The organism is Yoonia sp. (assembly GCF_036770585.1).
In the GTDB taxonomy this organism is placed as follows: Bacteria; Pseudomonadota; Alphaproteobacteria; order Rhodobacterales; family Rhodobacteraceae; genus Yoonia.
In genome coordinates this window covers 45064-69248 of sequence record NZ_DAIPIW010000001.1, presented here as the reverse complement: position 1 = coordinate 69248, position 24185 = coordinate 45064, and the positions used below count along the sequence as shown (strand labels likewise).

The following is a 24185-nucleotide window of genomic DNA, read 5'->3' as shown; positions in this document are numbered from 1 at the left end:
CAATTCACATGGCGTCGTCGGCGATGCGCGGCCGACCCGAGGCCTCGACCCGCAGCGTGGCCTCGATGAACATCGTGCTGTTCTCGACCTCGATCTCGGAAATCTCGCGGCTGACCGAGATCCGGATTTCCTCGACGCCCGAGGCGCGGACAGCGCCTTCCGCCGCGGCCCTCAGCTGTGTTTCCAGAACCGACAGCGCCTCGTCCCTGTCGGCAAAGACCTTTGGGCCACCGTCCAGATGCACCGCATAGGCCCCTTCGCCCGCGCTGGTCACGGTGCCCGTCGCCTGCATCCGCACCTGCCCCACAACCGCGCCGATCGCATTGGCGACACCGCCATGGGCAGGCAGCACCATCCGCGTGCCCAGCCGTGCGCCGACAGCACCGTAATAGGTCGCAGCCGAGGCCCCCAACCCCACGACCGGCACACCCAAGGACATCTGCACCCGCATGACACCGCTATGGTGGTCCAGCCCGGCCATCGCCAGCGGATGCCGCGCCAGCCCCACGGGGTCGGGCCAGTCGCGGTCATCCTCGGCAAAACCGGCCTGCAACAGGCAATCCACCGTCTGCGCGGTCAACTGGTCGATGATCCGGCGCGCGAGGGTTGCGGCATCAGGCGCGATCCGCTCGCCCGCGCCGGTCCTACGGCGGGCAAACAGCGTCAGCGCCTTTTCCGCTGCTTCGCTGTCCCATGCCGCAACCAGCCCCAGGACGTGCGAGGCATCAGACGGTGTCACCCCCGCCAAAAGCACCAGTCCGCGTGCGATCAGACGGCCGAGGGCGGGGTTCTCCATCCGCGACTGCACCGCATGACCCAGCCGCAAGGGCCCGTCTGCCAGCCGTTCGGCCACCAGCGCCTCGCGTTTGTCCAGACCGGCGGGCAACTGGTCCCAAAGCGGGATCACGAAAAGTCCGCCGTCGGGTGCGGGAATGTCCTGACCCAGCGCACGGTCCAGCGTCGCATGGATCAGTTCGGGAAACTGCACAGCGGCCAGCGAGATCGGCATCAACCGGCGCGGGCCAAGGAACAGGCCGCCCTCCAGCCCTTCCTTGACATGCACCTCGCTGTCACCGCCCAGCCCCCATGTGCGCATCGCCACGGCCTCGACCATGGTGCGGTAGGGGCCGACCCGCGCGCCCTGCGGGTCGATCTTGGGGCGTCCGTCGCGCAAAAGGCAGATATCCGTCGTCGTGCCCCCGATATCGCTGACCAGCGCATCCGTCTCGCCGCTCAGCCAGCTTGCACCGGCGATGGATGCGGCAGGCCCGCTCAGGATCGTTTCGATCGGCTTCTCGCGCGCGACCCCGGCCGAGACCAGCGCCCCGTCCCCGCGCACCACCATCAGCCGCGCGATGATCCCGCGCTTTTCCAGATGCCCCTCGCAGGCGGTGATCAATCGGTCGATCATCCCGATCAGGCGCGCGTTCAGAACGGCGGTCAGCGCCCGCTTCGGCCCACCCAGCGCGCGGCTGAGATCATGCGAACAACTGACAGGCTTGCCCGTCGCCGCGCGGATCAGGTCGCGGGCGGCGATCTCGTGGGCGGGGTTGCGGGTGGCAAAGGCGGCGGCAACCGCGCAACCGGTGATCCCTTCGTCAAGCGCGGCAATCTCCTGCGCCAGCAATGCAAGATCCAGCGCCGCGACCTGTCCGCCCGCATGGTTGTGCCCGCCCGCCAGCCGGATCACGGGATCGCCGCGCATCGCATCCGCCAGCCCTGCACGGCCAAGATCGCCCTCATCGAACCCGATGGCCACCAATGCGATTCGCCCGCCCTGTCCCTCGACCAGCGCATTCGTCGCCAGCGTCGTGGACAGCGACACCATCGCAATGGCCGCCGGATCGACCGCCGCCTCTGCCAGGGCCGCATCAATCGCCTGTCCGACCCCCAAAGCCAGATCCGGCCGCGAGGTCAGCGCCTTGGCCGAGGCCACGACCGCATCGGCCGCTTCATCGAGGATCACGGCATCGGTATAGGTGCCCCCTGTGTCGACGCCCAAAAGATATGCCATGCCGCCTCCTTGCGTTTCAGGGTAGTTGCCCGAAGCCTGCGGCAAGGCGCAACGCCAATTCGACATTATTCTGTCAAATCAGCGACGGATTGCACCGGCATCCTTTACCTCGCGCGACAGATGGCTAACTGTCGGCACCAAACCGCGCCGAAGGGATCGCTATGCTCAAGAAATCGATTGGTCAGGCCCATGAAAAGCTGATCTTCAACCGGCGTGTCAAAGTGCTGGTTCAGCAAATCGGCGCTTTGATCCCGCAGAACGCCTCTATTCTCGATGTGGGCACCGGTGACGGGCAGATCGCCAAGATGATCGGCGAGCGCCAGACCGGCACAACAGTTCAGGGCATCGACATCATGCTGCGCGAGGTGACCCATATTCCCGTCACCCTGTTCGACGGCACGAAGATCCCGTTCGAGGACAACAGCGTCGACGTGGTGACATTCGTCGACGTGCTGCACCATACCGACGATCCGCAGATCCTGATCTCCGAGGCGGCGCGGGTCGCCAAGACCGCCGTGATCATCAAGGACCACCTCAGCGAAAACGCGCTCGACCATGCCACGCTGCGGTTGATGGATTGGGTAGGCAACGCGCCGCACGGGGTGGTTCTGCCCTACAACTACGCGCCCCGCCGCCAATGGGACCACTGGTTCAAGACGGCAGAACTGGCCGAGGACAGTTTCTCGACCCAAGTGCCGCTGTACACAGCGCCGCTGTCATGGGTCTTCGGCCGCAGCCTGCATTTCATTGCCCGGCTTCATCCGGCGGCGACCGGAAAATGATGAACCGGCAGATCAGATAGCTTGCCACCGCCGCAATGCCTGCGGTGAAAAGATAGAGCGCGGTATCCAGCAAAAGGTCATAGCTGACGAACCTGCTGGCGATCGTGGCGACGAACGTCAGACAGACGACTTGCGTCGCGGTATAGATCAGCAGACCATAGCGGCGATTGCTGCTCTGCCCGAAGGCGAACCGGCGCTGGGCCAGAAAGGCCAGCGGGATGCAGACCAGATAGACCACCACGCTTGTCACAAGCGGCGGTGCACCGGCGAAATTGATCAGCGCCGTGGTCAGCACCGCATAGCCAAGGCTGAAGCTGCCGCCGACCATCAGGAAGCGCAGGAAAGACGCCAGATGGCCGACCCGCCCGGTCATTGCGGCAATATCCTGAAGAGCGCGATGGCCTCGCTGTCCACGGGAACCTGCGCCAGCCAAGGGGCAGACCCGCCTTGCGCCAACTGGTTGAGAAAGCCGCTCTGCAGTTCCTGATCCTTGCACAGCAACAGCATCTCGGCACCCGTCGCCCTGATCGCCTCTTCGATGTCGGCATCATCGGCACGGAACGGCAGGATGGCATTCGCAAGGGCCGCCTCGCTGCGGTGGTAGGGCGCGGCAAGGGCCGCGTGATGCGTTCCCCAGATCAGCAGCGGACCAAGGTTGCCATGGGCCAGAATGACCGCAGGCGGCACTGCGTTCAGGGCCTGCATGGGTTCAACCGCCTTGCAGGACGCAACGCCCTGATCGGACGCATTCGAGTCAAACAGCGCCGCCGCCAGATAGCCCGGAAGGATCGGCGCAACCAGAAGATAGCCTGCAAGAAACAGTTTTGCCGCCGCAGCGGGGGACCGCTCGGCCAGATAGCCCCGCAACACAAACGCCATGACCGCGCCGGCAACCATGGGCACCGGTGTCGCGGCCAGATTGACCATGCGCATCTGGTAGGCGACCAGCCCGACCCCTGCCACGCAGAACCACAGGTAGATCAGCAGCGTGGTGCGGGCTCGATCCCCGAGATAGCCCAAGCGGCGGTCGGCCAGATAGACCCCGAACCCGATCACCACGGCCGAGACGACCGGCAGCAAAAACAGCACCGCCGCCTCTGGCCGTAGCTGGATATAGACCAGCCCCGGCCTTGCTTCGGTAATGGCGCCGCCGATGAACTCCTGAATGTAGTCGGGCAGCGTTCCGTAAGGGCCCGCCAGACAGACGCGCGTCATCGGCCAGAACAGCACAAGGCCCGCCAAAGTGACGGCTGCGGCAACCCCGATGATCAGCAGCGGTTTGGCGTCCCCGCGCAGGACCGCGAAGGGCAGGACACTGGCCGCACAGGCCACGCCGATCATCGCCAGCACAGGCACGCCCAACTGGTCGCAGATCATCGCGAACCGGTAGATCGTCGCCGCCTGCCCCGCCCAGAAAAGAACGCCGAAGACCAGCAGCGAGACCGAGAACGCCCGCAGGCGCCCGACATCATCGCCGCGAAGATAGGCCGCGCGCGCAAGAAGCACCGCACCGGCCAAGACGACGAAAATGATGTTCTCCAGCCCGACCGCCAGCGAAAACGCCGCCGCGGCCCCGCCGATGATCCCGGCCCGTGCCGCGCGTCCGGGCCAGACAATGGCGAAAAGGACAATCACCATCGTCAGGAACTGCACGTTGTGATGGTCGACATTGCCCGGCCGCGCGTGCAGATCGGCGGTCAGCGGCCAGAACACCGTGCAGGCCAGCGCGAAACAGGCCGCCACATCGCCGAAAATGCGTCGCGTCCCATAGCCGATCACCAGCAAGGTCACGACAAGGATCAGCGTCGGCCAGAGCACCACGGCGACCTGCTCGGCCATGGCCATCGGCAGGACCCACGACAGCGGGATGATCAATGCAGCGATACCGGCGTCGATGTAGCGCGACCAGTGCAGCGGCGCACCTTCGGGCGGCACCAGCCGGTATTGCGTCTGATCGAACCACGACTGGCCCGCGATCAGGTCGCGCACCATGGTCAGCCGCAGGATGTCGTCGTTGCCCATACCGGCAAATCTTTCCTCCAGCCCCTGACCGTAGATCACCGCCTTGATCAGAACGATCCCGACGACCCCGAGCATGACCGTCGGAAAGGCGATTTTGCCCAGCTTCTTGGAAAACGACGATGAGAACATGGGTAACGGCTTTGGCGACTGTTTCGCGCCCACCTAACATGTCCGCCATGGCCAGATTCAGGCAGAAGGGTGACCCCGCATGCGCAAGTCGAAAGCTGTTGCACAAAGGACGCGATCCCCGCAAGCTATGGGCAAAGCCATCCAAGCAGCACAGGCAACCGACCGACCATGACAGAACTCACGATCCTGATGCCGTGCCTGAACGAGGCCGAGACGCTCGAGACCTGTATCGTCAAGGCCAAGGGCTATCTGGAACGATCCGGCATCGACGGCGAGGTGCTGATCGCCGACAACGGCTCGACCGATGGCAGTCAGGATATCGCGCGGCGGCTGGGCGCGCGCGTGGTCGATGTGCCGGTCAAGGGCTACGGGGCGGCGCTGGGGGCGGGGATCGCGGCGGCGCAGGGCAAATACGTCATCATGGGCGACAGCGATGACAGCTATGACTTTTCGAAACTCGATCCCTTTGTCGCGGAATTGCGCAAGGGGGCCGATCTGGTCATGGGCAACCGGTTTCGCGGCGGCATCGCCAAGAACGCCATGCCCCCGCTTCACCGCTACCTTGGCAATCCGGTGCTGTCGGCAGTCGGTCGCATCTTCTACCGCACGCCGGTCGGCGATTTTCATTGCGGCCTGCGCGGCTTCAACCGCGACGCCATCCTCGGGCTGCATCTGAACACGCCGGGGATGGAGTTCGCATCCGAGATGGTGATCCGCGCGACGCTTTTCGGTCTGGATATCCGCGAGGTGCCGACGACCCTGAAACCGGACGGACGGTCGCGGCCACCGCACCTGCGCAGCTGGCGCGACGGCTGGCTGCATCTGAAACTGCTGCTGACCTTCGCGCCCTACTGGCTATTCTACTATCCCGGTCTGATCCTCTTCGCGGTGGGCGCGGTCGCGTTCCTCGCGCTGATGGTCGGACCAATCCAGATCGGCGACGTCAGTTTTGACATCGCCACGATGATCCTTGCCAGCGCGCTGATCCTGACCGGATTCCAGATGGTCTGTTTCCATGTGCTGACCCGCATCTTCGCGGTGCGTTTCAATCTTTTGCCCAGCTCGCCCCGCTATGCGCGGTTGCGCGACAAGATCAGCGTGGACAACGCCTGTATCTTGGGCGGCCTGTTGTTGCTGGTGGCCCTGATCGCGACGCTGGCCGGTGTCTTCAGTTGGGGGGCGACGGGCTTTGGCGACATGGTCGCAACCGAGATCGTGCGACCGGCCGCGCTGGCCGTGGTCAGCGCCTCGCTGGGTGTGCAGATCATCACGACAGGGTTTCTGTCCTCGATGCTGCAACAACCGATCCGCCCCGATCCCGCCCCGTCCCGGACGTCATGACCGAGGCGCTGTCACAGGCCATCGAAGACCGCCGCGACGACCTGATCGCGCTGACCCAGGACCTGATCCGCATCCCCACGCTGAACCCGCCGGGACAGGATTACCGGCTGATCTGCGAATATCTGGAACGGCGTCTGCTGGATGCAGGGTTCGAAACCCAACTGATCCGCGCCCATGGCAGCCCCGGTGACAGCGACCGCTTCCCCCGCTGGAACATCCTCGCCCGACATCAGGGCAAAGGCACAGGCGACTGTGTCCATTTCAACAGCCACACCGATGTGGTCGCGGTCGGCGCTGGCTGGACCAAGGACCCCTTCGGCGGCGAATTGATCGACGGCAGGATCTACGGTCGCGGGGCCTGCGACATGAAAGGCGGTCTCGCCGCCTCGATCATCGCAGCCGAGGCCTTTATCGCGACCCACCCCGACCATGCTGGCGCCATCGAGATCAGCGGCACCGCGGACGAGGAATCCGGCGGCTACGGCGGTGTGGCCTATCTGGCCGAGCAAGGCTATTTCAGTCCCGACCGCGTGCAGCACGTGATCATCCCCGAACCGCTGAACAAGGACCGCGTCTGCCTGGGGCACCGTGGCGGCTGGTGGGCCGAGATCGAGACCTTCGGCGAAATCGCCCATGGCGCGATGCCTTTCCTCGGGGATTGCGCCGTCCGGCACATGGGGGCGGTGCTGACCGCCTTCGAGGAAAGGCTCTACCCCGCGATGGCCGCCCGCACGACCGACATGCCCGTGGTCCCGGAAGGCGCGCGCTCATCCACGATGAACATCAATGCGATCCATGGCGGCCAGCCCGATCAGGACGCGGACGACACCAGCCTGCCCGCCCATTGCGTGCCCGACAGTTGTCGCATCGTGATCGACCGGCGGTTTCTGGCGGAAGAACGCCTCGACGACGTGCGCGGCGAGGTGCGGGCCCTGCTCGAAGACCTCAAACGCGACCGCGACCGCTTCGACTACGCCTTGCGCGAAATCAACGTGGTCCTGCCCAGTATGACCGACCGCGCAGCCCCCGTGGTGCAGGTCGTCGCCGCCGAGATCGCACAGGTCTTGGGCAAACCGGCTGAATTCGTGGCCTCGCCCGGCACCTACGACCAGAAACACATCGACCGGATCGGGAAACTGAAGAACTGCATCGCCTATGGCCCGGGGATACTGGAACTGGCCCACAAACCGGACGAGTATGTCGGTGTGGAAGACATGATCGACAGCGCCAAGGTAATGGCGGGGGCGTTGAGGCGGGTTTTGGTGGACCCAGACCACCGCTAATCTGGGCGCCCCTCAGACCCCGATATTGTCGATCAACCGCACACCCGCCAGCCAGGCCGCCGCGAATAGCCGTGCATCCTCAGCCGCCTGATCCAGCAATCCCAGATCACGGCCACTGCGCAGTTCCAGATAATCCACCTTGTTGAACCCGGCCGCCAGCAAATGCGCCTCGGCCTCTGGCCCGAGGTCGGACATGCGACCACCGGCCAACAGGGCCTCGCGCAGATCATTCATCACCTCGGCCAGCACCGGCGCCTTGATCCGCGCACGATCCGACAACAGCAGGTTGCGCGACGACATCGCCAGCCCGTCCTCTTCGCGGATGGTCGGGCAGCCGATCACCGCGATGGGAATGTCCAGATCAGCGGCCATGCGGCGCACGACCTGCAACTGCTGATAGTCCTTCTCGCCGAAAAACGCGAAATCCGCCGAGGTCTGCAAGAACAGCTTCGACACGACCGTCGCCACACCATCGAAATGCCCCGGGCGGCTTTCCCCGCAGAGCATATCCGTCAGTCCCGACACCGATACCGTCGTTGCGAACCCGTCCGGATAGATCTGGTCGGGGTCCGGCACATAGATCAGATCGACGCCGAGACTTTCCAGTTTGCGCGCATCCTCCTGCTCGGTCCGGGGATAATTCTCGAGGTCCTTGGGATCGTTGAACTGCTTGGGATTGACGAAGATCGTAACGATCACACGGTCGCATTTCTCGCGCGCCGCGCGCGCCAGCGACAGATGCCCCTGATGCAGCGCACCCATGGTCGGCACCACGCCGATGGTTTCATCCGCCCTCTGCCACGCCTTGGTGCGCGCCCGCAGGTCCGACAGACTGCGGACAATCGGCGCGATCACGTCTTTACCTCATCGCCGAAGACATGCTCGGCGGCGGGGAAGCTGCGCGCACGGACCTCGGCGGCATAGGCGGCAATCGCGGCCTCGGCTTCATTGCCCAGTTCGGCAAAACGCTTGACGAACTTGGCCTTGAAGGCGGTGAACAGCCCCAGCATATCGTCCAGCACCAATACCTGCCCGTCACAGCCCGCGCTTGCGCCGATGCCGATCGTCGGGATCGGCACGGCTGAGGTGATCTCGTCGGCGAGGCTGGCCGGCACCTTTTCCAGCACGACCGCGAAGGCCCCCGCATCCGCCACCGCCTTGGCATCGGCGATTAGCGCGGCACGCGCCGCCCCGCGACCCTGCACCTTGTAGCCGCCCAGCGTGTTGATCGACTGCGGCGTCAGGCCGATATGGGCCATCACCGGCACGCCACGCCTGATCAGAAAGGCAATCGTCTCGGCCATGGCCACGCCACCTTCCAGCTTGACCGCACCGGCCCCCGTTTCGGCCATCAGCCGTGCGGCATTGCGAAAGGCCTGCTGCGGGCTTTCCTCGTAGGACCCGAAGGGCATGTCGATGACCATCATCGCCTTTTCCAGACCACGCGACACCGCGCGCCCGTGCATGATCATCATCTCCATCGTGACCCCAAGGGTCGAGGGCAGGCCATGCAGCACCATCCCCACACTGTCACCCACCAGAACAATGTCGCAATGCGCATCCATCATCTGCGCCATCGGTGTGGTATAGGCGGTCAGGCTGACCAGCGGCGTCCCCCCTTTGGCGGCGCGGATATCATCCGGCATGGGGGCGCGTTTCTTGGCAGTGGCACTCATGGCAGGTTCCTTCTTTGCCAACAGGCAATATCAGCCAAGCGCCGCGCTTTCCAGCGTCAAGCAGGGAACATCGCGGCATGGCACCTTGTCATATTGCGCATGACAGTCGGTCAGGCGACTATGGCGTGCAAGATAGATCATGCGGCGCACCCTCGCACGGACGGATGCAGGCGCATCAGGGGACGGTGGCAAGGCGCGCCTCTGGTCCACAGGCGACAAGGAAACCGACATTGGCCCAGATGCCCACACCCGGCCCCCGCAACCTGATCACCGATATCGCGGGCCTGCGGGTCGGCAATGCCGAGGATCACGCGATCAAGACCGGCACTACCGTGCTGACCGCCGACGCACCCTTCACCGCCAGCGTGCATGTCATGGGTGGCGCACCGGGGACGAAGGAAACCGACCTGCTCGCCCCCGACAAGACCGTGCAAGAGGTGGACGCACTGGTTCTTTCGGGCGGTTCGGCCTTCGGTCTGGACGCCTGTTCCGGCGTGATGGACGGGCTGCGCGCGATGGGGCGCGGCTTTGCCGTGGGGCCGATGCGCGTGCCGATCGTGCCGGGGGCGATCATCTTCGATCTGATCAACGGCGGCACAAAGGACTGGACCGAAAACCCCTATCGCGCGCTGGGCCGTGCCGCGCTGGAAAGCGCCGCGCGCGACTTCGCCATCGGCACCGCTGGTGCGGGCACCGGCGCGCTTTCGGCCATGCAGAAGGGCGGTCTGGGATCGTCGTCACTGGTCCTCGAGGACGGCACGACCGTCGGCGCGCTTGTCGTCGTCAACAGCCTCGGCAGCGTGACCACCGCAGGCGACCGGCATTTCTGGGCCGCCCCCTTCGAGATCGGGGCCGAATTCGGCGGTGCAGGCCCCGACCCGACCGGCGGTCACACCGGCCCCGACCCCAGCCGCAAATCGCAAGCGATGCACCTGCACAGCACTGAGATGTCGCATACCACTATCGCCATCGTAGCCACCGACGCGCCCCTGACGAAAACCCAGTGCCACCGCCTTGCCGTCACCGCCCACGACGGCATGGCCCGCGCGATTGTTCCCGCCCATACGCCCCTGGACGGAGACCTCGTCTTCGGTGTTGCAACAGGACAGGGCGACCCTGTCAGCCTGCCACAGTTCACGCAGATCGCCGCTGCGGCCTCTGTCTGCCTTGCGCGCGCCATCGCACGCGGGGTTTTTGCCGCGACCCCTGCCGCAGGCGACCTGCTTGCGACCTACGGGCAGATGAACCGTCCCTGACTTCTTTCTCCCGGGAAACTCCCGCCGGAGGCTCCGGCGCTCTCAGTCGAAAGCCCCCGTGTAGGGTGCGGGAATACCCTCGCCCAAAGCCACCAGCGCCCCCAGCCGTCCCAATTCGTCGGCACATTTCGCCGCCGCCCCATTGCCGGCGGTCAGCGCCATGATGCCACTGGTCTGATGGGTGATGAACGGATTGCCATGCGGTGAAAAACAGGTGGCGCAACTGCCGTATGTGATGCCCCGATAGGCCAGATCGGGCATCAGACGCAGCAACTGCTCGGCCATCACCGCACCCGCCTGCGGGTTGCCGTCTGTCCGGAACCAGTCCTTCATCTCGGCCGGGGTGGTCAGTTCACGATCCGCAGGATCGCCGCCGATCTTGATATAGGTCTTGCCATCGGGATAGCGCACCGGCGGCAGGATGTAGGGATCGGTCGGCCCTTCGGGCGGCACATAGATGACCGAGGGCATGTCTGCCAGTCGCGCGGCCTCTGCCTCGGGCAGTTCAAAGAACGCGATGGTGCGGGCATAGACCCGCATCGGCAAGGGTTCGGGCAGCAGACCTTCGGCTTTCGAGAAGGGACCGCAGGCGACAATGGCCTTGCCGCCCGTCAGGACCGTGCCATCCGCGCAATGGGCGGTGACAACGCCGCCTGCCTCATCCAGCCGCTGCACCTCGGTGCGCAACAGAGCCACACCCAAGGCCACCGCGCCCGCGATCTCGGCCCGCACATGGGCGCGCGGGTCGATCCAGCCCGCCTGATCAGCCTCGTAAAGCGCAAGGACCCCGTCAGGAAACCTGAACTGCGCAAACCGCGCGCGCAGCGCCGCACCGCGCAGGGCCTCGAACGCGATCCCGTCCCTTTGCGCGTTTTCCTGCGCCTGCCGGATCATGGAGGCCTTCGGCCCGTCCTCGGGACCTGCCACGATGGCCCCGACGGGATGGTGGAAGTCAACGCCGCCCGCCGCCGCGATCTCGCCGTAGCGCGCCATGGCTGCCTGACTGAAACGCGCCCAGTTGGGGCGCGTGTCGATCTTGCGGGTGATCCGCGCCGCATCATAATGACTGGCAAAGACGCCCTGATGCGCGGCCTTCTGCGCAGGCTCTTCCGGCCCGACAAGCGCCACCTTCGCACCGAGCAGCGCCAGATGACGGGCCGCGGCACTGCCCATCATGCCGGCACCAACGACGATCACGTCGACATGCAAATCGCTAGAAATGGAACGCCTCCACTTCCGTCCTGCGCCCGATGGTCAGCGCATCAGCGACATGCAGCATGGGCGAGACATCGACCTGCGATTGCCCTGTCGCCACAAGGTCCGCCATGCGGGCATAAAGCGCCGGATACTCGGCCCCCGGTCCGGCGATCACCTCTTGCCCGTCGATTACCAGCCGCGCCCCGCCATCATGCAGGTCGAGCCGTCCCGCTGTCGTCTCGACCGAGATGTCCCAGCTTTGCGGACCTTCCTGCCGCCAGTCGAAATCCCCCGTCACCCCGCCTGTCCATGCCAGATGCGCCGCAATCGGTGTCTGGCGGTTGGCGGGAAAGAACAACTCGGCCGTGCGCAGATGCACCGGCATCGGCAGGATCTCGGTCATGATCGACAAAGCATTGCTGCCCGGATCGAAGACCCCCATCCCGCCGGGTTCGAAAACCCAGTCCTGCCCCGGATGCCAGCGGCGCACGTCCTCTTTCCAGGAGATATGCGCCGCCTTCACCACTTTGTCCGCAAGCCACGCCTTGGCGGGGGCGACACCTTCCGCCATGCGGCTGTGCCACGTGGTATACAGCGTCACACCCGCCGCCTTGGCCATCGCCCCCAGCGCGTCGACCTCGGCCAATGTCGCACCGGGCGGCTTTTCCAGCATCACATGACGGCCCGCCGCAATGGCGCGGGCGGCATAGTCATACCGCGGCACGGGCGGCAGGCAGAGCGAGACGACCGCGATATCCCCCCGCTCGTTCAGCATCCTGTCGAAATCGGTATAGGCAGGCACGCCATCGACCGTGCCGGACCGGCTGACCGTCGCCGCCAGGTCCCAATCGGCACTCGCCGCAATCGAGGGCACATGCTGGTCAACGGCGATCTTGCCGATGCCCACCAGACAGATCGGACGCGCCATCAATGCGCTTCCTTGCCAACGGCATTGCCACGGTGCCCGGTCAGAAAGTCGAAATCCGCCCCCGTATCGGCCCCCATCACGCGGTCATGATACAGCATCGCATAGCCGCTTTCGGGACGCGGGTTCGCACCGGATGCCTCGGCTGTCCAGTCGGCCAGACGCGCGGCCAGTTCCTCGTCGCTGATGTCCAGATGCAGCCTGCGCGCCGCGACATCCAGTTCGATCATGTCGCCATCGCGCACAACGGCCAGCGGGCCACCCCGCGCCGCCTCGGGCGAGGTATGCAGCACCACGGTGCCGAAGGCCGTCCCCGACATCCGCGCGTCCGAAATCCGCACCATATCGGTGATCCCTTTCTTCAGGATCTTCGGCGGCAGGCCCATGTTGCCCACCTCGGCCATGCCGGGATAGCCGCGCGGGCCGCAGTTCTTGAGGACCATCACGCAGGTCTCGTCGATATCCAGATCGTCAAGATTGATGCGCGCCTTGTAGTCGTCGATATCCTCGAAGACGACGGCGCGGCCGCGGTGCTGCATCAACTCCGGCGTCGCGGCCGAGGGTTTCAGCACAGCCCCCAGCGGCGCAAGGTTGCCGCGCAGCACGGCAATCCCGCCCGACTTGGTCAGCGCCTTTTCGACCGGCAGGATCACATCCTCGTTCCAGTTCTTCACGTGGCGGACTTCGTCCCAGATCGACCCGCCGGACACGGTCAGCGCGTCCTTGTGCAACAGCCCCGCCTCGCCCAGCCGTTTGATCACGACAGGCAGACCACCGGCATAGAAGAATTCCTCCATCAGGTATTTGCCCGAAGGCATCAGGTTCACGATCGTCGGCACGTCGCGGCCCAGACGGTCCCAGTCGTCCAGCGTCAGCGTGACGTTCTCGGTCCGGCCCGCCATCGCCAAAAGGTGGATCACCGCATTGGTGGACCCGCCGATGGCCGCATTGGTGCGGATCGCGTTCTCGAAGGCCTCTTTCGTCATGACGTCCGAGGGTTTCAGATCATCCTTCACCATCTGCACGATGCGGCGGCCCGTCAGATGCGCCATCACGCGGCGGCGGCTGTCGACGGCAGGGATCGCGGCATTGCCCGACAGGGCCATGCCCAGCGCCTCGGCCATGCTCGCCATCGTGCTGGCGGTGCCCATCGTGTTGCAGGACCCCGGGGACCGCGACATCGACGCCTCGGCCTCGACGAATTCCTCTGCCGTCATCTCGCCCGCGCGGACCGCTTCGGAGAACTTCCACAGATGCGTGCCGGACCCGACACGCTCGCCCCTGAAATGCCCGTTCAGCATCGGCCCGCCCGAGACGACGATCGCCGGCAAATCGACCGAGGCGGCACCCATCAGCAAGGCAGGTGTGGTCTTGTCGCAGCCCGCCAGCAGGACGACACCATCCATCGACTTACCGCGGATCGCCTCTTCGACATCCATCGCGCAAAGGTTGCGGAACATCATCGCGGTGGGGCGCAGGCTGGATTCCGCAGGCGAGAACACCGGAAACTCCACCGGAAAACCGCCCGCCTCGTAAACACCGAACTTCACCCGCTCGGCCAGATCGCGCAGATGGGCGTTGCAGGGCGTCAGCTCGGACCACGTGTTGCAGATGCCGATCACCGGGCGGCCATCCAGCAAATCCGCAGGCAGACCCTGATTCTTCATCCAAGAGCGGTGGTAGATCGCGTCCTTGGACGACCCCCCGAACCATTCCTGAGACCTCAGCTTGCGGGGCCATTTGGCGGGTTTGAATGCCATTTTGCGTCTTCCTTCATGATGGTGTTAGCGCCATGCTTACCGCGCAACCCAGCCAAATCCAAGGAGCCGCCATGAACTCGCCCACCAAAAACATGACGCATTGGGCCGCTCGCGTCGATCTTGCCGCCGCTTTCCGCTGGACTGCACGGCTGAACCTGCACGAAGGGGTCGCCAACCACTTCAGCTATGCGATCAACGACGATGGCACGCGGTTCCTGATGAACCCCAACCAGATGCATTTCGCGCGGATCAAGGCCAGCGACCTGATCGAGGTGGACGCCAACGACCCTGACACGCTGCGAGGACCCAACGCCCCTGACCCGACCGCATGGGGGCTGCACGGCGGCATCCACCGGCACGTCCCCCACGCCCGCTGCGCGATCCATGTCCACTCGATCCATGCCACCGTGCTGGCATCCCTCAAGGACAGCCGCCTGCCGCCCATCGACCAGAACTGCGCCACCTTCTTCAATCGCTATGTCATCGACGAGAATTATGGCGGCCTCGCCTTCGCGGAAGAGGGCGAACGCTGTGCCGCCCTCTTTGACGATCCGAAAAAGCGGGTGATGATCATGGGCAATCACGGCGTGCTGGTGATCGGGGAAACCGTGGCCGAGACCTTCAACCGGATGTATTACTTCGAACGCGCCGCCGAGAACTATATCCGCGCCCTGCAAACCGGCCGCGACCTGCGGGTGCTGCCCGATGAGGTCGCGGAAAAGACCGCGCAAGAACTTGAACAATACCCCGAACAGGACGTGCGGCATCTGGCGGAACTCAAGGCGATCCTCGACGAAGAGGGATCGAACTACGCCGCTTAGCGTGACCGGACAGGTCGGAAAAAGGAATTTCTTGCCTGCGGCGAGGATATTTTCGGCCAAGAGAAGCCCATGACCCCCTTCCATCCGCCTTGGATGAAAAGGGGCTTCTCATGGCGCGGTCATCGGCGTCCCCGCCTGTACCGCAGCTCGGGTCTACAACGACATCGTCAAGAGATCCTTACTTCTTTTGGCCGAAAATATCCCCGCCGGAGGCATCCCGTGCTTTCGGCAGGCGCTGGGGCTTGCACAGATACGCAGGTTGCGGCACCACACAATCATGACCAAGACACTGCTTTCCTTCGGCCACGGCTATTCGGCCCGCGCGCTGTCCCGCATCCTTCTGCCGCAAGACTGGCGCGTCATCGGCACCACAAGGTCCGAAGACAAGGCCCCGCGCCTGATGGCCGAAGGCGTCGAGCCGCGCCTCTGGCCGGGGGCCGACATGATACCGGCGCTGAAAACCGCGACACATATCCTGATCTCGGCCGCCCCTGATGACAACGGCGATCCGGTGCTTGCGGACCTGCGCGACGCGATTGCCGCGCGGGCGGGCCAATATGCATGGGTCGGCTATCTGTCCACCACGGGCGTCTACGGCGATCACAATGGCGACTGGGTCGACGAAAACACCCACCTCACCCCCGCCACCAGACGCGGCATCGCGCGCGTCAAGGCCGAGGCCGACTGGGCCAGCATCCCCGGCCTGCCGCTGCATATCTTCAGGCTGGCGGGCATCTACGGCCCCGGGCGCGGCCCATTCGCCAAGGTGCGCGAGGGCACGGCGCGGCGGATCATCAAGCCGGGTCAGGTCTTCAGCCGCACCCATGTCGCCGATATCGCCCGCGTGCTGGCCGCCTCCATCGCCAGACCCAACCCCGGCGCTGCCTACAACGTCTGCGACGATGACCCCGCCCCGCCCGAGGATGTGATCGCCTATGCCGCCGAACTGCTCGGCCTGCCGATCCCGCCTGCCGAGGATTTCGAAACCGCAAATATGTCGCCCATGGCCCGCAGCTTTTACGCCGAAAGCAAGAAGGTCCGGAACGACCGGATCAAGGACGAGCTGGGGGTCGAATTGCTCTACCCTGATTACAAATCCGGCCTCAGGGCGTTACTGGCGCAGGAAATCGGCGCCTGACCGCCCAGGCGATACCGGCATAGATCAACAGGATCACCAGCGCCGAGACGAAATTGGAGGCATAGAAGACCGCCCGATCCGCGAATTCCAGATTGTTGAGAAACGGATAGGGCAGGCCGCTGGTGACCGTCCCCGCCGGCGCGGAATTGAGCGGCTGCCACACCAGTTCGGCCAAAGCCAGAAACGCGGCGATCACCCCGAAGAGCCACGCGATCGCGGGCAGCAGACGGCGAAAGCTCTTGTGGACGAAAATCGCATCGATCACCTGCACGGCGGGTCCGACCAGATGATAGTAAAGTTCCAGATGCCAGCCCGCCAGTTCGCCATCGCGGGTGACGGATGCCGGATCGGCGAAATAAAGCCGCCAGTAAAGGATCACCACCATCGTGTTGATCACCGCCGTCATCGCCACGAAGCCGTCCCATCGCTTGTCGCTGCGGCCCTCTTCGATCGCCATCATGCGGCTGAAGCAGAAGAACGAAAAGAAAAGCGCCCAGACCGTCAGGAACCGGAACGGGCCGCCAAGGTCATCCCATCCACCGAATATCAACGTCCGGATGCAATACCCCGCTGCCAGCAGAAACGCGATCCAGCGGAAGATCAGGCGGGGGTGCAGGGTCATGGGCGGCTCACTTTCCGGGCATAGGCTGCCAATTAGCGCGCATCTGCGTCCAGTGAAACCCTGCGTCGCGCATTATGCTTGTCGGCGCGCGCGCGCCACGCCATATGAAGGCCAATTCTGATCACGGGTGTCCCATGTCGCTACGCCAGAGAACCACAGCATTTCTTGAAACCGACCTGACCCGGAATGTCATCGTCGGGGTGATCATCTTCAACGCGGTCATTCTGGGCATGGAGACCTCTCAAACCATCATGGCAGCGGCGGGTCCGTTGATCCTCATGCTGGACCGTCTCTGCCTTGCGGTCTTCGTGATCGAGCTTTTGCTGAAACTCTTCGCCTATCGCACCAGCTTCTTCCGGTCCGGCTGGAATCTCTTTGACTTCGTCATCGTCGGCGTCTCGCTGGTCCCCGGCAATGGCGGTCTGTCGGTGCTGCGGGCGCTGCGTATCCTGCGGGTGTTGCGGGTGATCTCGGTCGTGCCCTCGCTGCGCCGCGTGGTCGAGGGGTTCGTGACCGCGCTGCCCGGGATGGGGTCGGTTTTCCTGCTGATGGGGATCGTCTTCTACATCGGCGCGGTGATGGCGACGAAACTTTTCGGAGACGCCTTCCCCGAATGGTTCGGCACGCTGGGCCGGTCGGGGTATTCGCTGTTCCAGATCATGACGCTGGAAAGCTGGTCGATGGGCATCGTCCGCCCGGTGATGGAAATCTACCCCTACGCCTGGGTCTTCTTCGTGCCCTTCATCATGGTGACGACCTTCGCGGTGGTGAACCTGCTGGTCGGTCTGATCGTGAACTCGATGCAGGACGCCCATGCGGCCGAAAGCAACGCCGCCACCGACAGCTACCGGGACGAGGTGCTGGCAAGACTGGCCGCGATCGAAATGAAGCTGGAAAGGCGGGATTGATCAGGGCCTGGCCCGCGGGTTGCGAAATCTGTCCGCCAGCCGCCCTGCCTCGGCGCGTATCAACCGCCCCCATTCCTGAACGGGATAGATATAGATCAGGATCGGGTTCTTGTCGGGCACGCCCGTCGCCCGTGCCCCCATCGGTTTGTCGCAGGTTCCGGGGTTGTAGTAGGTCCCGAACAGGACGTCCCACAGCGGGATGACGCTAGACAGGTTCTTGCCATAGGCCTCGGGCACGTCGGCATGATGCCAGCGGTGATACCGGGGCGAGGCAAAGAGATATTTGAAAGGGCCATGGTCCCAATCGAGGTCCAGATGGATGTAGACGCCCTGGACCATGTAGAACAGCGCGACGATGGGAATGACCTGCGGGATCTGCATCCATGTCAGCAGCAGAACCGCGGAGATCGTCATCAGGATCGATTCCAGAAAATGCACGCGCAGGCCGGTAAAGCCATTCACATGGGTGTCCGAATGATGCGCGGCATGGGTGGGCCAACCCCAGCGGGTATGCATCACGCGGTAGCTCCAGTAATCGGCGAAATCCTTAGTGACGATCCCGATCACACAGACCAGCCACAAGGGCAGACCGGTCCAGATGCCGGGGTCAAGCGTCGGGATGCCCAGCGCGTCATATTGTGCTTGCAGCCAATTGTTGATGTCAGCGACAAACACGATCACCGCGATCAGGTTGAACGACGAGACCGCGATCGATGTCAGCATGTTTTCATCCGCATGGCGGCTGATCTCTGACGCCTTGCGATAGCAGAGATACAGCAGGTATTTCGCCACAAGCGCGATGATGATCTGGGTCCCGAAACCGAGATTCAGAAACTTGTCGAACCAGTCCATCGCACAAATCCCATTGGCCAACTTAGACGACGCACACCACGCGACGCGATTCCATCAAAGCGCCACGGACCCGCACAATGGGGCGCGGACCGTGTAAACGCGCCATCAATGCCCACGAAATGCGGCAACCCTAAGGCATCACGACCATTCCGGCGATGCCTCAGGCCCGCTTTTCGATCACTGCGACGCCCAGCGCATCCAGCACCTTGGCCGCGATATGTTCGGCATTCATGCCCGCGACATCATACATCGCCTTGGGGCTTGCCTGATCGATGAAGATATCGGGCAGCACCATCGACCGGAACTTCAGCCCGTGATCGAACACGCCCTCATCCGCCAGCAACTGCGCGACATGCGATCCGAACCCACCCACGGCACCCTCTTCGACGGTGATCAGCGCCTCGTGGGTGGTGGCCAATTGCAGGATCAGATCACGGTCCAGCGGCTTGGCGAAACGCGCATCGGCCAGCGTCGGGGTGATCCCCTTGGCCTCCAGCGCCTCGCAGGCTTTCACGGCCTCTTGCAGGCGCGTCCCGAAGGACAGGATCGCCACGCGCGCGCCTTCGCGGATCATCCGGCCCTTGCCGATTTCGAGCAGTTGGGGGTTTTCGGGCATCTCGACGCCCACCCCTTCGCCGCGCGGAAAGCGGAAGGCAATCGGGCCTTCGTCATGGACAGCGGCCGTTGCGACCATGCGCACCAGTTCCGCCTCATCCGCCGCAGCCATCACGACAAAGCCGGGCAGGTTCGCCAGATAGGCCACGTCGAAAGACCCTGCGTGGGTCGCCCCATCGGCACCGACCAGCCCCGCGCGGTCGATGGCAAAACGCACAGGCAGGCGCTGGATGGCCACGTCATGCACGACCTGATCGTAACCACGCTGCAGGAAGGTCGAGTAAAGCGCGCAGAAGGGCCGCATCCCGCCCGCAGCCAGCCCCGCGCTGAAGGTCACCGCATGCTGTTCGGCGATGCCCACATCGAAACAGCGGCTGGTATAGCGCTGCATGAACCGCGACAGGCCCGTGCCATCCGGCATCGCGGCGGTCACCGCACAGATCTTGCGGTCGTCGGCGGCCAGTTTGCACAATGTCTCGGCAAAGACTGCCGTATAACTGGGCGCATTGCTCGGCGCCTTGGTCTGCTTGCCCGTGACCACATCGAACTTGGCCGTCGCATGGCCCTTGTCGCTGGCACCTTCGGCAGGGGCATAGCCCTTGCCCTTCCTGGTGATCGCATGGATCAGGATCGGCCCATCCGCCCGCACCTTGACCGTCCGCAAGACCGACAAGAGCTGCTCCATGTCGTGCCCGTCGATCGGGCCGAGATAGTCAAACCCCAATTCTTCAAAGAGGGTGCCGCCCACCGTCATATGTTTCAGCATGTCCTTGGCGCGCTTGGCCCCCTCGCGGAAGGGTTCGGGCAGCAGGGACACCGCCCCCTTGGCCGCCGCCTTGAATTCCTGAAACGGCTCGCCCGCATAGAGGCGAGACAGATAGGCCGACATCGCCCCTGTCGGGGGCGCGATGGACATCTCGTTGTCGTTGAGGATCACGATCAGCCGCTTGCCCAGATGGCCTGCGTTGTTCATCGCCTCATAGGCCATGCCCGCCGACATCGCCCCGTCGCCGATCACGGCAATGGCGTCACCGCCCTCACCGCCCAGATCGCGCGCCACCGCAAAGCCAAGTGCCGCCGAAATCGAGGTGCTGGAATGGGCCGCACCGAACGGGTCATAGGGGCTTTCGGACCGTTTGGTGAAACCGGACAGCCCGCCTTCCTGCCGCAGGGTCCTGATCCGGTCGCGCCGCCCCGTCAGGATCTTGTGCGGGTAAGACTGGTGGGACACGTCCCAGATGATCTTGTCCTTGGGCGCATCGAAGACCGCGTGCAGGGCCACCGTCAGTTCGACCACGCCAAGCCCCGCGCCCAGATGCCCGCCCGTTTCCGACACAGCCGAGATCGTCTCGGCCCGCAGGTCATCCGCCAGGCGCCGCAACTCGGCGTCGGACAGTCCCTTCATGTCGGCAGGTGTCTTGACCCGATCCAGAACGGGCGTATGCGGGCGGTCTGACATGGCGACCCTTCTTAATGCGTGCGCGCGATCACGAACCGCGCGGCCTCTTTCAATGTTTCGGCGTCTTCGCCGTAAGGAGATAGCGCATCGCAGGCCGCATCAACCAGATCGGCTGCGCGGCGCTTTGCCCCATCGAGGCCCAATAGCGAAACGAAAGTCGCTTTACCAGCCGCCGCATCCTTGCCGACGGCCTTGCCGACAACCGCCGCATCGCCGGTCTCGTCCAGAATGTCGTCGGCGATCTGAAAGGCCTGTCCCAAGGCCTCGCCATAGATGGTCATGGGTTCCCGCTCGGCCTCGGCCATGCGCGGACCGACAAGAGCGGACCATGTGATCAGCGCGCCGGTCTTGCCCGCCTGCAAGGCCATGATCCGGTCAAGGTCCAGCGGCGCGCCCGCCGTTTCGGCCGCGATATCCGCCGCCTGACCGCCGACCATGCCGCGCACACCGGCGGCATGGGCCAGCGAGACGACAAGGTTCATCTTGGCGCGCGGCGAACAGTCCGTCTGCACCAGCAGTTCGAACGCCAGCGCCTGCAGGGCGTCGCCTGCCAGCACCGCCGTCGCCTCGTCCCATTTGCGGTGAACGGTGGGCTGGCCACGACGGGTCTCGTCGTCGTCCATGCAGGGCAGGTCGTCATGCACCAGCGAATAGGCGTGGATACACTCGATCGCCGCCGCCGCACCGGCGACCGCCACCGGATTGATCTGGTGCAACCGCGCGCTTTCCAGCGCCAGAAACGCCCGCAGCGCCTTGCCGCCGGTCACGGCATAGAGCATCGCGGCAGGCAGATCGCCCTCTTGCGTGCTCAGCGCAAAGCCGACCCGCGCTTGCGCCACCTTTGCCGCTTGCGCCATCGCGTCCTTCAGCGGGCGGCGTTCCAGCGCCGCAAGGCGAAACCCGCCCTCAGTCATCGAGAGGCGCCGTGCCAGCCGGTGTGCCATCGGCACCCAGGGTGATCTTGGCGACCTTTTCCTCGGCCTCTTTCAGCTTGGCCTCGCAACGCGCCTTCAGCTTCGCCCCGCGTTCATAAAGCGCGATGCTGTCGTCCAGCGCCACATCGCCGCGTTCAAGCTGGCCGACGACTTTCTCCAGCTCTTTTATCGCCTCTTCAAAGGTCATCGCGTCAATATCGCTCATCGGCCTCTTTCCTCCAGAACACGCACATGGGCCGCAGCGGATGCGCCCAATGCCTCTAGGTCGTAGCCCCCTTCGAGGCTGGACACCACCCGTCCGCCGCAATGCTTGTCCGCCAGATCGCAGAGGCGTTCCGTCACCCAGGCGAAATCCGCAGCCTCGAGTTCCAGCCCCGCCAGCGGGTCCGCGCGATGCGCATCGAACCCCGCCGAAATAATCAGCAACTGCGGCTTGAATGTGTCGATCCGGGGGAAGACCTGCCGTTCGTAGGCCGCCCGAAATCCCGCCGATTCCGTGCCTTCGGGCAGGGGCAGATTCACGATGTTGCCGCAGCCCGTCTCATGCGCGGCCCCCGTGCCGGGATAGAGCGGCCATTGATGCGACGAGACGAAAAGGATGCGCGGATCATCCTCGACCAGATCCTGCGTGCCGTTGCCATGGTGCACGTCGAAATCCACGATCGCGACGCGAGACAGGCCGTGATGGTCCAGCGCGTGACGGGCACCGACCACGACATTGCCGAAAAAGCAAAAGCCCATGGCGGTCTCGCGTTCGGCATGATGTCCCGGCGGGCGCACGGCGGCAAAGGCGTTGTGCACCTCGCCGCCCAGCACCAGATCGACGGCACGGACGACACCGCCCGCCGCGCGATAGGCCGCCGCCAGCGTGCCCGCGGACATATGCGTATCGCCATCCAGCGAACGCCAGCCTGTATCGGGTGCCGCCGCCCGCACCATGTCGATGTAGGATTTGGGATGCACGCGCAGTAGATCGTCATCGGCGGCAAGCGGCGCCTTCACGCGGGTCAGGTCCATCCCTTCCAGCGCGCCGAGCACCGCATCCAGCCGCGCCACCTGTTCGGGGTGCCCGGGCGGGGTGACATGGCCGTAGCAGTCATCATGGGTGATCAGCGCAGTCGTCATGGCGACAAAAGACCCGTTTCAGCCCCGACACTCAAGAGCGATTTGGCCTATTCCGGCGACAACATGTATCCCGCGCCGCGCACGGTCTGCAGATAGCGCGGCTGCTTGGGGTCCATCTCGATCTTGCGGCGCAGGCGGGTGATCTGCACGTCGACCGCGCGCTCCTGCGTCTGCCCGCCCGACCGGCTGAGTTCCTCGACCAGCCTTGTCCGTGTCACCGCCTCGCCGGGGCAACCCGAGAAGATCTTCATCAACTGGCTTTCGGTCGCCGTCAGCCGCACCAGCTTTTCGCCGTGCCACATCTCGCCGCGCTCGATGTCATAGCGGATCGGGCCGAGGTTCAGCACCTTGGGCAGGACGATCGCAGGCTCTGCCGCGGGGACACGGCGCAGGATCGCGTTGATCCGCAACAGCAGCTCTTTCGGCTCGAAGGGTTTGGCAAGATAGTCGTCCGCCCCTGCCTCCAGTCCGGTGATCCGGTCATCGGTGTCGCCCTTGGCGGTCAGCAGCATGACCGGCGTCGGGATCGTTCGGCGCAGATCCCGACAAAGCGAGACCCCGTCTTCGCCCGGCATCATCACGTCAAGCACGATCAGATCGAATTCCAGCCCCGACAGGATGCGGCGAGCGTGGGCGGCATCGCGGGCAGTGGAGACCAGAAAGCCCGACCGGATCAGGAACTTCTGCAACAGCCCACGGATCCGTTCGTCATCATCGACAATCAACAAATGGGCGTCGTCGCTACTCATTCCACAAAGTCCTTCATCGCCTCGTAATGCCGGCGCGCATCCTCATCCATCATCGCCTCCAGCACCTGCCGGAAACCGGCAACCGCCTCGGGTCCTGCGGCACGGTAGGCCGCCCGCATCCGGTCGCGTTGCGCATCCGACAGCGCCCGTTCCAGCGTTGCGCCGTCCTCTGTCAGGTGCAAATGACGCTCGCGCTTGTCGCGGCGGCCTACGGTGCTTTTGACCAAACCGTCTTCGATCAGCGTACGCAAGACACGATTGAGCGATTGCTTTGTCACACCAAGGATCGACAGAAGGTTGTTGACGGTCGTTCCCGGGCTGCGGTTGATGAAATGGATCGCGCGATGATGCGCGCGGCCATAGCCCAGTTCTTCGAGGATACGATCCGGATCGGCGGTGAAACCGCGATAGGCAAAGAACATCGCCTCGATCCCTTTGCGCAGCTGTTCATCCGTCAGGAACAGCAGGCTTTGCCCCATCTGTGGCGGCAGTCCCTGGCTCATGGGTATCGTCTCCTTTGATCTTGGGGCGACAATACGTCAGCTTTGTTGACATTCCAAGAATCAACTGGTAGCG

23 protein-coding genes are annotated in these 24185 nt (G+C 64.4%); 7 read left to right on the top strand and 16 right to left on the bottom strand.

Annotation, left to right across the window (positions count from 1 at the left end; all coding sequences use genetic code 11):
- Positions 1–4: 4 nt before the first annotated feature.
- Positions 5–2014 carry a hydantoinase/oxoprolinase family protein gene (locus tag V7N12_RS00305; RefSeq protein ID WP_333711855.1) on the bottom strand — a complete coding sequence of 670 codons (2010 nt, stop codon included), beginning with the start codon at positions 2012–2014 and terminating at the stop codon, positions 5–7.
- 161 nt (positions 2015–2175) lie between these two features.
- Between V7N12_RS00305 and V7N12_RS00300 the strand changes: the two genes are divergently transcribed.
- Entirely contained in the window at positions 2176–2796 is a 621-nt protein-coding gene (locus tag V7N12_RS00300) for a class I SAM-dependent methyltransferase (RefSeq protein ID WP_333711854.1), read from the top strand.
- On the opposite strand, the gene V7N12_RS00295 is transcribed toward V7N12_RS00300, so the two are convergent.
- A complete protein-coding gene (locus tag V7N12_RS00295; protein ID WP_333711853.1) occupies positions 2759–3169 on the bottom strand; it encodes a GtrA family protein in 411 nt (136 codons plus the stop codon). The two genes, V7N12_RS00300 and V7N12_RS00295, sit on opposite strands and share 38 nt — an antisense overlap.
- Positions 3166–4947: a hypothetical protein gene (locus V7N12_RS00290; protein WP_333711851.1), complete on the bottom strand. Its 1782-nt coding sequence runs from the start codon at positions 4945–4947 to the stop codon at positions 3166–3168. The genes V7N12_RS00295 and V7N12_RS00290 overlap by 4 nt, the downstream gene beginning before the upstream one ends.
- A 168-nt stretch (positions 4948–5115) precedes the next feature.
- On the opposite strand from V7N12_RS00290, the gene V7N12_RS00285 reads away from it, so the two are divergent.
- Both V7N12_RS00285 and V7N12_RS00280 read left to right on the top strand, forming a co-directional pair.
- A complete protein-coding gene (locus tag V7N12_RS00285) occupies positions 5116–6288 on the top strand; it encodes a glycosyltransferase family 2 protein (protein WP_333711850.1) in 1173 nt (390 codons plus the stop codon).
- Positions 6285–7571, top strand: coding sequence for an acetylornithine deacetylase/succinyl-diaminopimelate desuccinylase family protein (locus V7N12_RS00280; protein ID WP_333711849.1), 1287 nt, complete (start codon positions 6285–6287; stop codon positions 7569–7571). The genes V7N12_RS00285 and V7N12_RS00280 overlap by 4 nt, the downstream gene beginning before the upstream one ends.
- Before the next feature lie 12 nt (positions 7572–7583).
- Here the strand turns inward: V7N12_RS00280 and panC are convergent, their stop codons facing one another.
- On the bottom strand, positions 7584–8426 hold the full coding sequence (gene panC, locus V7N12_RS00275) for a pantoate--beta-alanine ligase (RefSeq protein ID WP_333711848.1): 843 nt from the start codon (positions 8424–8426) through the stop codon (positions 7584–7586).
- Positions 8423–9247, bottom strand: coding sequence for a 3-methyl-2-oxobutanoate hydroxymethyltransferase (panB, locus tag V7N12_RS00270; protein WP_333711847.1), 825 nt, complete (start codon positions 9245–9247; stop codon positions 8423–8425). The genes panC and panB overlap by 4 nt, the downstream gene beginning before the upstream one ends.
- Positions 9248–9486: 239 nt before the next feature.
- Here panB and V7N12_RS00265 point away from each other — a divergent pair, with 239 nt between their 5' ends.
- On the top strand, positions 9487–10503 hold the full coding sequence (locus tag V7N12_RS00265; RefSeq protein ID WP_333711892.1) for a P1 family peptidase: 1017 nt from the start codon (positions 9487–9489) through the stop codon (positions 10501–10503).
- A 42-nt stretch (positions 10504–10545) separates the two neighbouring features.
- On the opposite strand, the gene V7N12_RS00260 is transcribed toward V7N12_RS00265, so the two are convergent.
- From V7N12_RS00260 to araD, 3 genes are read right to left on the bottom strand one after another with little or no spacing between them, the layout of a single operon-like run.
- On the bottom strand, positions 10546–11700 hold the full coding sequence (locus V7N12_RS00260) for an NAD(P)/FAD-dependent oxidoreductase (protein WP_333711846.1): 1155 nt from the start codon (positions 11698–11700) through the stop codon (positions 10546–10548).
- Between the two features lie 16 nt (positions 11701–11716).
- Positions 11717–12628 (bottom strand): Gfo/Idh/MocA family protein, encoded by a 912-nt coding sequence (locus V7N12_RS00255; RefSeq protein WP_333711845.1) that lies wholly within the window; start codon positions 12626–12628, stop codon positions 11717–11719.
- A complete protein-coding gene (gene araD, locus V7N12_RS00250) occupies positions 12628–14385 on the bottom strand; it encodes an L-arabinonate dehydratase (protein ID WP_333711844.1) in 1758 nt (585 codons plus the stop codon). Before araD ends, V7N12_RS00255 begins: the two co-directional genes overlap by 1 nt.
- Before the next feature lie 71 nt (positions 14386–14456).
- On the opposite strand from araD, the gene V7N12_RS00245 reads away from it, so the two are divergent.
- Together V7N12_RS00245 and V7N12_RS00240 are read left to right on the top strand one after the other, a co-directional pair.
- Entirely contained in the window at positions 14457–15206 is a 750-nt protein-coding gene (locus tag V7N12_RS00245; RefSeq protein ID WP_333711843.1) for a class II aldolase and adducin N-terminal domain-containing protein, read from the top strand.
- Positions 15207–15483: 277 nt separating this feature from the next.
- Positions 15484–16344 carry an SDR family oxidoreductase gene (locus tag V7N12_RS00240; protein WP_333711842.1) on the top strand — a complete coding sequence of 287 codons (861 nt, stop codon included), beginning with the start codon at positions 15484–15486 and terminating at the stop codon, positions 16342–16344.
- Here V7N12_RS00240 and V7N12_RS00235 read toward each other — a convergent pair.
- Positions 16310–16966 carry a hypothetical protein gene (locus tag V7N12_RS00235; protein WP_333711841.1) on the bottom strand — a complete coding sequence of 219 codons (657 nt, stop codon included), beginning with the start codon at positions 16964–16966 and terminating at the stop codon, positions 16310–16312. The genes V7N12_RS00240 and V7N12_RS00235 overlap by 35 nt on opposite strands.
- 134 nt (positions 16967–17100) lie before the next feature.
- Between V7N12_RS00235 and V7N12_RS00230 the strand changes: the two genes are divergently transcribed.
- Positions 17101–17874 (top strand): ion transporter, encoded by a 774-nt coding sequence (locus V7N12_RS00230; protein WP_333711839.1) that lies wholly within the window; start codon positions 17101–17103, stop codon positions 17872–17874.
- Here the strand turns inward: V7N12_RS00230 and V7N12_RS00225 are convergent, their stop codons facing one another.
- From V7N12_RS00225 to V7N12_RS00195, 7 genes are all read right to left on the bottom strand, one after another.
- Positions 17875–18726 (bottom strand): sterol desaturase family protein, encoded by an 852-nt coding sequence (locus V7N12_RS00225; protein ID WP_333711837.1) that lies wholly within the window; start codon positions 18724–18726, stop codon positions 17875–17877.
- Positions 18727–18886: 160 nt separating this feature from the next.
- Positions 18887–20800, bottom strand: coding sequence for a 1-deoxy-D-xylulose-5-phosphate synthase (gene dxs / locus V7N12_RS00220; protein ID WP_333711836.1), 1914 nt, complete (start codon positions 20798–20800; stop codon positions 18887–18889).
- 11 nt (positions 20801–20811) lie between these two features.
- The gene (locus tag V7N12_RS00215) at positions 20812–21714 is read right to left on the bottom strand and encodes a polyprenyl synthetase family protein (RefSeq protein ID WP_333711834.1); all 903 of its coding nucleotides are present in this window, start codon (positions 21712–21714) and stop codon (positions 20812–20814) included.
- Entirely contained in the window at positions 21707–21940 is a 234-nt protein-coding gene (locus V7N12_RS00210) for an exodeoxyribonuclease VII small subunit (protein ID WP_333711833.1), read from the bottom strand. Before V7N12_RS00210 ends, V7N12_RS00215 begins: the two co-directional genes overlap by 8 nt.
- Entirely contained in the window at positions 21937–22860 is a 924-nt protein-coding gene (locus V7N12_RS00205; protein ID WP_333711832.1) for a histone deacetylase family protein, read from the bottom strand. The genes V7N12_RS00210 and V7N12_RS00205 overlap by 4 nt, the downstream gene beginning before the upstream one ends.
- Positions 22861–22907: 47 nt before the next feature.
- Positions 22908–23609: a response regulator gene (locus tag V7N12_RS00200; protein ID WP_333711830.1), complete on the bottom strand. Its 702-nt coding sequence runs from the start codon at positions 23607–23609 to the stop codon at positions 22908–22910.
- Entirely contained in the window at positions 23606–24112 is a 507-nt protein-coding gene (locus V7N12_RS00195; RefSeq protein WP_333711829.1) for a MarR family winged helix-turn-helix transcriptional regulator, read from the bottom strand. Before V7N12_RS00195 ends, V7N12_RS00200 begins: the two co-directional genes overlap by 4 nt.
- Positions 24113–24185 lie beyond the last annotated feature (73 nt).